The 11327-nt window shown below is 71.8% G+C and carries 10 protein-coding genes and 2 pseudogenes (1 of these 12 running past the window's edge); 8 read left to right on the top strand and 4 right to left on the bottom strand.

The features are described 5' to 3' along the window. The first annotated feature begins 864 nt into the window (after window positions 1–864). The 4 genes from rplM to D471_RS0110445 all read left to right on the top strand — a co-directional run bounded on the left by rplM (window position 865) and on the right by D471_RS0110445 (window position 4451). Window positions 865–1314, top strand: a complete 450-nt coding sequence (gene rplM, locus D471_RS0110430) for a 50S ribosomal protein L13 (protein WP_017598565.1) — start codon at window positions 865–867, stop codon at window positions 1312–1314. Between the two features lie 37 nt (window positions 1315–1351). Continuing rightward, complete coding sequence (rpsI, locus tag D471_RS0110435) at window positions 1352–1861, top strand: 30S ribosomal protein S9 (protein ID WP_017598566.1); 510 nt, start codon at window positions 1352–1354, stop codon at window positions 1859–1861. Window positions 1862–2022: 161 nt separating this feature from the next. Further along, entirely contained in the window at window positions 2023–3360 is a 1338-nt protein-coding gene (glmM, locus tag D471_RS0110440; RefSeq protein WP_017598567.1) for a phosphoglucosamine mutase, read from the top strand. A 101-nt stretch (window positions 3361–3461) separates the two neighbouring features. Then, window positions 3462–4451, top strand: coding sequence for an ROK family glucokinase (locus D471_RS0110445; RefSeq protein ID WP_017598568.1), 990 nt, complete (start codon window positions 3462–3464; stop codon window positions 4449–4451). Between the two features lie 30 nt (window positions 4452–4481). Here D471_RS0110445 and D471_RS37595 read toward each other — a convergent pair whose 3' ends face one another. From D471_RS37595 to D471_RS0110460, 3 genes and pseudogenes are all read right to left on the bottom strand, one after another. Beyond that, window positions 4482–4967, bottom strand: a complete 486-nt coding sequence (locus D471_RS37595) for an ATP-binding protein (RefSeq protein WP_017598569.1) — start codon at window positions 4965–4967, stop codon at window positions 4482–4484. Between the two features lie 326 nt (window positions 4968–5293). Beyond that, window positions 5294–5889, bottom strand: a pseudogene (locus tag D471_RS0110455) (Uma2 family endonuclease). Between the two features lie 109 nt (window positions 5890–5998). Further along, on the bottom strand, window positions 5999–6739 hold the full coding sequence (locus D471_RS0110460; RefSeq protein ID WP_017598571.1) for a GntR family transcriptional regulator: 741 nt from the start codon (window positions 6737–6739) through the stop codon (window positions 5999–6001). Window positions 6740–6963: 224 nt separating this feature from the next. Here D471_RS0110460 and D471_RS0110465 point away from each other — a divergent pair, with 224 nt between their 5' ends. Further along, on the top strand, window positions 6964–7968 hold the full coding sequence (locus tag D471_RS0110465) for a Gfo/Idh/MocA family protein (protein ID WP_017598572.1): 1005 nt from the start codon (window positions 6964–6966) through the stop codon (window positions 7966–7968). A gap of 2 nt (window positions 7969–7970) precedes the next feature. Here the strand turns inward: D471_RS0110465 and D471_RS0110470 are convergent, their stop codons facing one another. Continuing rightward, window positions 7971–9047 (bottom strand): LacI family DNA-binding transcriptional regulator, encoded by a 1077-nt coding sequence (locus D471_RS0110470; RefSeq protein ID WP_241479598.1) that lies wholly within the window; start codon window positions 9045–9047, stop codon window positions 7971–7973. A 230-nt stretch (window positions 9048–9277) separates the two neighbouring features. On the opposite strand from D471_RS0110470, the gene iolC reads away from it, so the two are divergent. The 3 genes and pseudogenes from iolC to iolB all read left to right on the top strand — a co-directional run. After that, window positions 9278–10261, top strand: a complete 984-nt coding sequence (iolC, locus tag D471_RS33780) for a 5-dehydro-2-deoxygluconokinase (RefSeq protein ID WP_017598574.1) — start codon at window positions 9278–9280, stop codon at window positions 10259–10261. Then, complete coding sequence (locus tag D471_RS0110480) at window positions 10251–11144, top strand: Cgl0159 family (beta/alpha)8-fold protein (RefSeq protein ID WP_017598575.1); 894 nt, start codon at window positions 10251–10253, stop codon at window positions 11142–11144. The genes iolC and D471_RS0110480 overlap by 11 nt, the downstream gene beginning before the upstream one ends. Continuing rightward, window positions 11141–11327 (top strand): annotated as a pseudogene (iolB, locus tag D471_RS33785) (5-deoxy-glucuronate isomerase) (it continues 681 nt past the right edge of the window). Before D471_RS0110480 ends, iolB begins: the two are co-directional and overlap by 4 nt.

Below are 11327 nucleotides of genomic sequence, written 5' to 3' on the forward strand. Positions count from 1 at the left end.
TGCGGGCCGCTCGGACCGTTCGGAACGGGCGTCTGCGGGCCGCTCGGACCGTTCCACGGGGGGGCTTGGGGCCCGCTCGGGCCGACGTGTCCGGTGGGGGCGCCGGGCTGGGCCCCTCCGGGGCCGGCCGGAGGGGCCGGGGGGTAGGGCTGCCCGTACGCGTCGGGGTGCGGGGGAAGGGGCATCGGCTGCCCGGGCGCGCCGTGCGGCGCCGGGGCGCCGTGTGTGGGATGCTGACCGTCGGGCCGGGCCGGGGCGGGGCCGAGCAGGTCCTGTCCGTCACCGCTCTCCGGGCCGGTGGGGTACCCGTCGGGGCCGGGCTGCGGCTGGTTCGGGTGCGTACTGATGGGTGTCTCCGAAGGCTCAGAGGGGGGACTGGACGGCCGCCGGATCCCTGCTCCGGGCTACCGTGACGGGCGTCTCCATGATTCGCGTCCGCGCCCGTCGAGGCGGGCGGAGAACGGCCTTTCGGTGCAAGCGTAGCCAACGCGGAGGCGGAGGAAGGACGAAGCACTCCCGGCGACAGGCATAATAAAAGGCGGAGAGGTCACGGATGTGACCCCGTGCCGGCGCTTTCCCGCCAGGCGTGGTCTTGCCGGGTTGCCCCGCCGCTGGCTTTGACCTGCGCATGGTGGCCAGGTAGGATATTCCGTCGTTGTGCGTTGAGTTGCCGTGGGCCCCAGACTCGGAAGAAGTCGGGTGCCGATCCACGCACCATCGTCTGCGCACTCACCTCCGGATCGTCCTCATTGGCATGGGACATCCGGCCAAGAACGCCCCGCAACCGCGGTGGCGTTTCGTAATACGAGTCCGCCATCCCAGTGCGGGATGGGGCAGCCGACTGAAGAGCGAAGGCAAACGATCGTGCGCACATACAGCCCCAAACCAAGCGATGTTCAGCGTCAGTGGCATGTAGTCGATGCCACCGATCTCGTGCTCGGGCGTATGGCGAGCCAGGTTGCCACGCTCCTCCGGGGTAAGCACAAGCCGTACTACGCGCCCCACATCGACACCGGCGACTTCGTGATCGTCGTGAACGCCGAGAAGGTCGCCCTGACCGGCAACAAGCTGGCCCAGAAGCGCGCTTACCGGCACTCCGGCTACCCGGGCGGTCTGCGTTCCGTCGCCTACGCCGAACTGCTGGAGAAGAACCCCGAGCGGGCCATCGAGAAGGCCGTCAAGGGGATGCTGCCCAAGGGTTCGCTCGGCCGTCAGATGGCCAAGAAGCTCAAGGTGTACGCCGGGCCGGAGCACCCGCACCAGGCCCAGCAGCCGGTGCCGTTCGAGATCAGCAAGATCGAGCAGCCCGCCTAAGCGTTCGCGAGACTTTACAAGAAGCACGAGGAGAACCGTGTCCGAGCCCACCGGCATCGAAGACGTCGCCCAGGACTACGCGGAGAACCCGGAGGAGTTCCCCTCCGAGTACACCAGCGAGTCCGACGAGACGACCGCCGCCTACGTCCCCACCGCGTCCGGCCCCAGCGCCGGCACCGGTCGCCGTAAGCAGGCCGTCGCCCGAGTCCGCATCACCCCCGGTGCGGGTGAGTGGAAGGTCAACGGGAAGCCGCTTGAGGTGTACTTCCCGGACAAGGTCCACCAGCAGACCATCAAGGAGCCGTTCGTCTCCCTCGGGTTCGACGGCGCCTACGACGTCTTCGCCCGTCTGGACGGCGGCGGCACCAGCGGCCAGGCCGGTGCGCTGCGCCACGGCATCGCCCGTGCGCTCGCTTCGCTGGACCCGGAGAACAACCGTCCGACCCTGAAGAAGGCCGGCTTCCTCACCCGCGACTCCCGCGAGGTCGAGCGGAAGAAGGCCGGTCTCAAGAAGGCGCGCAAGGCTCCCCAGTTCTCCAAGCGCTAGTGCTCATGCGCCGACGCCCGCTCGGCTGAGTCTCCACCCGTGCGTCGTCCCCGAGTCGGGGGCGGCGTACGGGTTTTTCGTTTGTTCGGTGGCGTTCTCGCCACGTCGATCTTCTTCTCCGGCGCCGGGTCCGGCGCCGCTTTCGAAAGGGGCTGTGGCCTGTGGCACGGCTGTTCGGAACAGATGGTGTACGGGGTGTCGCCGGTCGGGACCTGACGGCCTCGCTCGCTCTGGAGCTGTCCGTCGCGGCGGCCCGCGTGCTCGCCGAGCGCGCGGAGGGGCGGCGCCCCCTGGCCGTCGTGGGCCGGGACCCGAGGGCCTCGGGCGAGTTCCTGGAGGCGGCCGTGGTCGCCGGACTGGCGAGCACCGGCGTGGACGTCGTCCGGGTCGGCGTCCTGCCGACCCCCGCCGTCGCGTTCCTGACCGGGGAGCTGGACGCGGACTTCGGCGTCATGCTCTCCGCCAGCCACAACCCCGCCCCCGACAACGGGATCAAGTTCTTCGCGCGCGGTGGCCAGAAGCTGGCGGACGCGCTGGAGGACGAGATCGAGGGGATGCTCGGTGTCCCCTCGACCCCCGCCGTGGGCGACGAGGTCGGACGGGTCACCGACGCCACCGACGGGGCGGAACGCTACGTCGGGCACGTGCTGTCATCGCTGCCGCACCGGCTGGACGGGTTGAAGGTCGTCGTGGACTGCGCCAACGGCGCGTCGTCCGCCGTGGCGCCCGAGGCGCTGCGCCGGGCGGGCGCCGAGGTCGTGACGATCGGTGACCGACCGGACGGGCTCAACATCAACGAGGGGTGCGGGTCCACGCACCTGGAGGCGCTCCGGGAGGCGGTGGTGCGGCACGGCGCGGACGCCGGTATCGCCAACGACGGTGACGCCGACCGCTGCCTGGCCGTGGATTCCGAGGGGCGGGTGGTCGACGGCGACCACATCCTCGCGATCCTGGCGGTGGAGGCCAAGGAGGCGGGCCGCCTGGCCGAGGACACCCTGGTGGTGACGGTCATGTCCAACCTCGGGCTCAAGCAGGCGATGGAGCGCGAGGGCATCGCCGTGGTGGAGACCGCGGTCGGCGACCGGTACGTCCTGGAGGAGATGAAACGCGGCGGGTTCGGTCTGGGCGGTGAGCAGTCCGGGCACGTCATCCTGCTGGACCACGCGACCACCGGCGACGGCGTCCTGTGCGGCCTGCACCTGCTCGCCGCGATGGCGCGGCGGCAGCTGGGACTGGCGGAGCTGGCCAAGGTGATGACGCGGCTGCCGCAGGTGCTGGTCAACGTGTCCGGTGTGGACAAGGCCCGGACCCACGAGTCCGAGGAGCTCGCCGCCGCCGTGCGTGAGGCCGAGGCCGAGCTCGGTGGTAGCGGGCGCGTGCTGCTCCGGCCCAGCGGGACCGAGCCGAAGGTGCGCGTGATGGTCGAGGCTCCGGAGCAGGAACAGGCCGGCGCCGTGGCCGAACGCCTGGCCGCCGCCGTGCGGTCGGCGCTGGGCTAGAGGACCCGTGGGCAGAGACACGGGCGTGTGAGTGTTGTGATGACCGGGGACCGCGTGCGCGGTCCCCGGTCATCGCGTGTCAGGACACGGGAGTGGAACGTATGACGGAGTCGCGGACCGAGGACACCCTGACGATCGGGGTGGACATCGGCGGGACCAAGGTGGCCGCCGGTGTGGTCACGGCCGAGGGGCAGGTGCTGGCGCGCCTGCGGACCGAGACTCCGGAGCGGAGCAAGAGCCCGGCCGTCGTCGAGGAGACGATCGTCGGCGTCGTCCGGGAACTGATGCGGGAGTTCACCGTGGCCGCCGTGGGGGTGGGCGCCGCGGGGTTCGTCGATGAGCAACGAGCGAACGTCCTGTTCGCCCCGCACCTGTCGTGGCGCCGGGAGCCGCTCCGTGACGCGCTCACCGATCGCCTCGACCTGCCGGTCGTGGTGGAGAACGACGCCAACGCCGCCGCCTGGGCGGAGGTGCGCGCCGGGGTGGGGCAGGGCGTGGACAACGTCGTGGTGGTGAACCTGGGCACCGGGATCGGCGGGGCGGTGGTCCTCGGCGGTCGGCTGCACCGTGGCCGTTACGGGCTGGCGGGGGAGTTCGGCCACATGACGGTGGTGCCGGGCGGCCACCGGTGCGAGTGCGGCAACCGGGGCTGCTGGGAACAGTACGCGAGCGGGAACGCCGTGACCCGGGAGGCCCGGGAACTGGTGCGCGCCGAGTCGCCCGTGGCGCGGATGCTGCACCAGGCCGTGGGCGGCGACGCCAGGCAGATCACCGGCCCCCTGGTCAGCGAACTGGCGAGCAAGGGCGACCGGGCGTGCGTGGAGATCCTGGAGGACGTGGGGGCGTGGCTGGGGACCGGCCTGGCCAACCTGGCGGCCGCGTTCGACCCGGAGCTGTTCATCATCGGCGGGGGAGTGTCGGAGGCCGGTGAGCTGCTGCTCGGCCCGGCGCGGACGGCCTTCGAGCGCAACCTGACCGGGCGGGGCTACCGGCCGACCGCGCGCGTGGTCGCGGCGGCACTGGGCAACGAGGCGGGTCTGATCGGCGCCGCCGACCTGGCGAGGGAGACGCTTCCGCACCAGGAGCACTGACCACCGGGGCGGGCTGAGGCTCGGACGGAGTCAGGCGGTGCGCAGCTCGGCCCAGGCGTGGGTGCCGTAGGGCAGCCGGGGGCCGATGCCCCAGCGGGCCGCCATGAGCGAGACCAGGAACAGGCCGCGCCCCGACTCCTCGCCCGTGTCGCCCTCCTCCGAGGCGGACGGGGCGGCCGACGGGGACGGTGCGTCGCCCCGGTCGTGGACGTCGATCCGCAACCCCGTGTCGGCGGCTGTCCAGACGACCGAGAGGTCGACGGGCGGCTGGCCGTGGACGACGGCGTTGGTGACCAGTTCGCTGACGACGAGGCTGGTCCGGTGGTCGAGGTCCGGGTCGTGGTGGTCGGGCCGGTCGTGCCTCAGGTTTTGGAGGAACTCCGCCACGAACCCGCGGGCGAGGCGGGCCGCGGCGGGCGTGTCCGGGAGCCGCCAGGTGGCCCGGGGCGCGGGGGCCCGCTCACGCGAACGCGCGGAGTCCACACCGCTCACGAACGCGACGTCGCGCGTGTACATGTCGCCATCTCCTTCGGGCAACGGATCGACGCGGGGCCTGGGGCGTGGACGCCGCGATCGTCGTGATGTCCCCGCCACGGGGCGCGCGAGCCCTGGCTCGTCGACGTGACGCGCCACCGGCGTAGGCCCGCGGATCGGTCCGGGGAGAAGTTCGAGTGTGGCGCAGATCACTGGTAATTCAGGTTTATCGCTGCTCGAACAAGAAGTCAACAGGTTGTCTAGACATAATTACAGACAATCTGCCCCTGTCGATCTGGGGCGAGGACGGCGGGCCGGATCGGCTGGCGCCGACCCGGCCCGGGTGTTCTGTGCGCCTTCGGGCGGTGTTACCTCCGGCCCAGCGCCTTCACGTCGATGTCGATGGGGAACGGGACGTCCACCTTGAGTCGCTCCCGGGCGATGGTGATGGGAACGTACCTGGGGTCCCGCACGCCGTCGAGCTCGTACACGTGGATGGCGGGACCGCCGTCCTCCCGCTCGATCCGCCAGAAGTGGGGGATGCCCGCCTGGGCGTACTTGAGCGGCTTCGTGGTGCGGTCCCGGTCCCGGGACTCCTCGGACACGACCTCGACGGCGATGAGCACGTCCTCGGGTGGGACGTGGGTGGCCCGGTGCCAGTCGACGTGGCCCTCGTCCCCCTCCTCGTGCCGGTAGACGAGGACGTCCGGCTCCGGCCGCTGGTGCTTGCCCAGCTTCATGGTCATCTCCAGGAGGACGTCGACCCCTTCGGGGGCAGCGTCTTCCAGGACGTTGGCCAGACGGCGCATGACCTGGTTGTGGAATCGGGTCTGGGGGGACAGCAAAACGAGCGCTCCGTCGATGAGTTCCATCCGGGGGCGCCCGGAGGGAGTTCGTCCATGTCATCGGCGGTCCAGCCGCCGGGAGGAGGGGTGAACCAGTCGGGGAGCGGCTCGGCGGTCATCGAATCCTCCAGGGTCGATTCCTGAGGCCACTCTAGTGCTGCCGGTCTTCTCGTGGCAGGAACGTAGCGCAGGGTGACGACACGATCGCGGGGATTCGCGGTGGGGGGATCAGTCGGTCAGGGTGAGCTCGAAGGAGTAGCGCGAGGCCCGGTACACGTGCGATCCGACCTCGACCACCCGGCCGACGTCGTCGTAGACGGTGCGCTCCATGGTCAGCAGCGGGGCCCCGCGGGGCTCGTCGAGCGCGCGCGCCTCCGCGGCCGTGGCGTTGCGCGCCCCGATGCTCTGCGAGGCGATCTTCAGCGTGACGCCCGCCGCCCGCAGCAGCTGGTAGAGCCCCTGGCGGGCGAGTTTCTCCTCGTCGAGGCCGACCAGCCCGACGGGCAGGTAGTTGTGCATGAGGGCCAGTGGTTCGTCTCGCGCGTAGCGGAGCCGCTCCAACACGTACACCTCGGTTCCGGGGTCGACCTCCAGCAAGGTGGCGACCGCGTCCGGCGGGGCCTCCACGGCCAGCCTCAGGACCTCGGTCCGGGGGTGTTCCCCGGCGCGGCTCAGGTCGTCGTACAGGCTGGACAGCTCCAGCGGTCGGCGTACGCGGGGCATGACGACCTGGGTTCCCACGCCGCGTTTGCGGACCAGGAGCCCCCGGTCCACCAGGTACTCGATGGAGCGGCGGAGCGTGGGCCGGGACAGTCCGAGCCGTTCGGCGAGGACGAGCTCGTTCTCCAGGCGCGTGCCCACGGCCAGCTCGCCCGACGTGATGCGTCGCTCCAGTTCCTGGGCCACCTGGAAGTACAGGGGCACCGGGCTGGAGCGGTCGATCGGGATCGACAGCGGGGTCTCGGTCACGTGCGCGTCCGTTCGTCGTGGGGAGTCCGGGAGGGCGTCTCCCTCCCTTGATCAGTGTAGTGATGCCCGGTTGTCTGTAAGTTCATAGGTACTTATGTCTAGACAAACTGTTGACAGGCTCGTTTCGCCTGAGTGAACATGGGGTCGTGGCTGTGATCCACGAAACAGCCACGTGAGCCCCGGGGCCGACCGGCCCTGGAGTCCGGACACCGGGAGGGGTGGGCATGCGCGTCGGGTTGGTGGGAACGGGACGCATCGGCGAGTCGCACGCGGCCGCCGTCGCCGCGCGGGCCGAAGTCGACGAGCTCGTCCTGGCGGACGCCGACGGCGCCCGCGCCCGCGACGTCGCCGGTCGGGTCGGGGCCCACGTCGCCGGAGCCATCGACACCCTCCTCCATCCCGGAGCGGTCGACGCGCTCGTGGTCACCGCCGCCACCTCCGCGCACGCCGAGCTCATCCTCGCCGGGGTCCGAGCCGGAATCCCGGTCTTTTGCGAGAAGCCGGTCGCGCCCACCGTCGCGGAGACCGTCGACGTCCTCCGCGAGGTCGACAAACGCCAGGCCCTGGTCCACATCGGCTTCATGCGGCGCTTCGACGCCGGGTACGCCGAGGCGCGGCGGGCCCTGCGCGACGGGGAACTGGGAGAGCTGCACCGCGTGCACGCCGTGACCTGCGACGCGGCCCCGCCGCCCGCCGAGTACCTGCCGACATCGGGCGGCCTCTTCCGTGACTGCCTCGTGCACGACTTCGACATCCTGCGTTGGGTCACCGGTCGCGAGGTCGTGGAGGTCCACGCCTACGGCGCCAACCGCGGCGCCGACTACTTCGCCGCGGCCGACGACGTCGACACCGCGGCGGCCGTCCTGCGCATGGACGACGGAACCCTGGCCACCGTGCAGGGCTCCCGCTACAACGGCGGAGGGTACGACGTGCGGATGGAGCTGGCCGGTTCGGCCGGGACCGTCGCGGTCGGACTCGACGGGCACGCCGCCCTCCGCTCGGCCGAGGCGGGGGTGGACTTCCCCTCCCAGGACCCCTACCGGGAGTTCTGGTCCCGGTTCGCCCCCGCCTACGGCGCCGAGATCGCCGCCTTCCTCAGCGCCGTGCGCGAGGGCGGCCCCAGCCCGTGCACGGTCGCCGACGCCCTGGAGGCCGTCCTGGTCGCGGACGCCGCCGAGCGGTCGCGCCGTGCGGGCCGACCGGTGCGGATCGAGGAGGTGCGCCCGTGAACTCAGGAAGCCTCGGCGGCCCGCGGGGCGGTCGTCGTACCGCGCACCACGAGCTCCGGTTCGAGCACGCTGACCCGCGGGGGCGGGTTCGGCGACGCCAACCGGTCGATGGCGGCGCGTACGGCCTCGCGAGCCAGCCCCTGGACGTCCTGGCGGACCGTCGTCAGCTGGATGTGCGCGAGCCGGGCCAGCGGGATGTCGTCGAAGCCGACCAGCGAGACGTCCTCGGGGACCCGCACTCCGGCGCGGGTGATCGCGTCGAGGAAGCCGATCGCGGACCGGTCGTTGCTGGCGAACAGCGCGGTGGGGATGCGCCCTTCGGCGAGCAGCCGGTGCGCGGCCTCGGCTCCGCTGGACTCGGTGTGGTCACCCGGCAGGACCCGCGCGTGGTCGGCCAGGCCGCGGCGGCGCATCCAGTCACGGTAGGCCCGCCTGCGCTCGGCCGAGCCAGCGCAGGCGCCGCCGTCCAGGTGGGTGATGTCCCGGTGGCCGAGTCCCGCCAGATGGTCGAGCGCCTGCCGGGTCGCCTTGCCCTCGGCCGTGCGCACGGTGTCCACGTGGACACCGGGGAAGCGCGGGCCGACCGACACCACGGGCGTCCTCTCGACCACCTCGCCGAGGAAGTCCGTGGTCGTCTCGGGGCCGAGCAGGATCAGCGCCTCGCAGCGGTGCCCGAGCAGGGCGCCGACGGCCTTCTCCGTGTGCCGGGTGCGCGCGTGCGCGGACAGGAGGATGTCGTAGCCGACCCTCTCCGCCTCCGCGTACACCGCCTCGACCAGGTCGGCGTGGAAGGCGTTGTGCACGGTGAGCATGACGCCGAGCACCCGGCTCCGCGAGCTGGCCAGGGTTCGCGCGGCCACGTCCGGCCGGTAGCCGATCTCCTCGGCCGCGCGCAGAACCCGCGCACGGGTCTGCGGGCTCGCGCCGGGGGCGTCGCGGAAGACCACGGAGACCAGGGCGCGCGAGACCCCGACCCGGGCGGCGACGTCCTCCATGGTGGGGCGCCGGTTCCCGCGCCTGTTCGGGCGCTGCGAGGCGTCGTCGCCCCCCTGGGCGGTATCGCCGTCCGTGCTGGTCACCCTGTCGCCTCCCATCGCCCTACATCTACTACCAGATCCGGAACGGGGTATTGACACGACATGTGTGTTGGATCACTATTGCCCAGTCTAGAGCGCTCTAGTAGAGCGCGCTAGTCCCGGGATTCCCATCCGCCCGCGACCGGTGTCGCCGTATCGCGGGACATCACCGACGAACCGAACCCGAGGAAGAGAAGAGAAGTCCCGGTGTACCGCTATCCACGGAGGTCCCCGTGAACGCCAGTGCAGGCCGAAGCTCCGACGCGCCCTTCGGCGTCGTCACCATGGGCCGCGTCGGCGTCGACGTCTACCCCGAGCAGACCGGGGTCGGCCTGGACGCGGTGAGCTCCTTCGGCAAGTTCCTGGGCGGCAGCCCCACCAACGTCGCCGTCGCCGCCGCGCGGCACGGTCACCGGTCCGCCGTGATCACCCGTACCGGCGACGACCCCTTCGGCCGGTTCGTCCACCAGGCGCTGCGCGGGTTCGGCGTCGACGACCGCTTCGTCACGCCGGTCGCCGACCTGCCGACCCCCGTGACGTTCTGCGAGATCTTCCCTCCGGACGATTTCCCCCTGTACTTCTACGGCCGCGACCCCGTCGCGCCCGATCTGATGATCCGGGCCGAGGACCTCGACCTGGACGCGATCGCCGCGGCGGACGTGTTCTGGGTGACCGTCACCGGTCTGAGCCAGGAGCCGAGCCGCACCGCCACCCTGGAGGCCCTCCGGGCACGGGACCGGCGGGGCATCACCATCATCGACCTCGACTACCGGCCGATGTTCTGGGAGTCCCGTGCGGAGGCCCGCCACTGGGTCGCCGAGGCGCTCCCGTACGCCACCGTCGCCGCGGGCAACCTCGACGAGTGGGAGACCGCTGTCGGGGACCGCGACCCCCAGGCCGCGGCGAAGGCCGGTCGCGCGGCCGGAATCGACCTCGCCGTCGTCAAGCAGGGGCCCGCCGGTGTACTCGCCGTGGACGACTCCGGCCAGGTCAGCGTCCCTCCGGTCCCCGTCGAGGTGGTCAACGGCCTCGGCGCGGGCGACGCCTTCGGCGGCGCGCTGTGCCACGGCCTGCTCTCCGGGTGGGACACCGAACGCGTCATGCGCTTCGCCAACGCCGCGGGTGCCATCGTCGCCTCCCGCCTGTCCTGTTCCGACGCCATGCCCACCTCCGCCGAGGTCGAGGCCAAGCTGGAGGAGGCGGATCATGTCGGTTGACCTGCTCAGGTCCATTGTCGAGACCCGCCTGTACCACCCCGACGCGATCGCCGACGCCGCGGCCCGGAGGGTCCGGCCCACCTCGCCCGTGGGAGAGAACGGCAAGGCGATGATCGTCGCCGCCGACCACCCCGCCCGCGGCGCGCTGCGCTCGGGTAGCCGTCCGATGGCCATGGCCGACCGCGTCGACCTGCTCGACCGGCTGCGCACCGCACTGGCGCGCCCCGGCGTCACCGGTGTCCTGGCCACGGCGGACATCCTGGAGGACCTGCTCCTGTTGCGAAACCCCGACGGGAGCGGGGTCCTGGACGGCAAGTCGGTCTTCGGCTCGATGAACCGCGGCGGGCTGGCCGGTGCCGCGTGGGAGATCGACGACCGCTTCACCGGCTACGACGCCGCCGGGATCGCCCGGATGGGATTCGAGGGCGGCAAGATGCTGCTCCGCCTGGACTACGACGACGACCGGACCATCCCGACCCTGGAGAGCTGCGCCAGGGCGGTCGACGAGCTCAACGCCGCCCGCCTCACGGCCATGGTCGAGCCGTTCATCTCCGGTCGCACCGAGGGCGTGGTCCGCAACGACCTGTCGCCGGACGCGGTCGCCCGCTCCGTCGCCATCGGCGCCGGGCTCGGCAACACCTCGGCCCGTACCTGGCTCAAGCTCCCGGTCGTGGACGAGATGGAGCGGGTCGTGGCCACCTCCACCCTGCCCACGGTCCTGCTGGGCGGGGAGCTGCCGGAGGACCCCGACGCCGCGTTCACCCGCTGGGGCGAGGCGCTCAAACTGCCCAACGTCATCGGCCTGACGGTGGGCCGGTCCCTGCTGTACCCGGCCGACGACGACGTCGTGGCCGCCGTCGACACCGCTGTGGGGTTGCTGTGAGTCCAACCAACGGTAAGTACTACCTGCCCGCGGGGAGCACCGCGGCCGCGCCCTTCCGGACCGTCATCACCCCCGAGTCCGCGGGGTGGGGCTACTCCGGGCTGCGCGTCCTGGAACTGGCGCCCGGCGCCGCCGAGGAGATCGCCACCGGGGACGCCGAGACGCTCGTCCTGCCGCTGAACG

The organism is Nocardiopsis lucentensis DSM 44048 (assembly GCF_000341125.1).
Taxonomy (GTDB): Bacteria; Actinomycetota; Actinomycetes; order Streptosporangiales; family Streptosporangiaceae; genus Nocardiopsis; species Nocardiopsis lucentensis.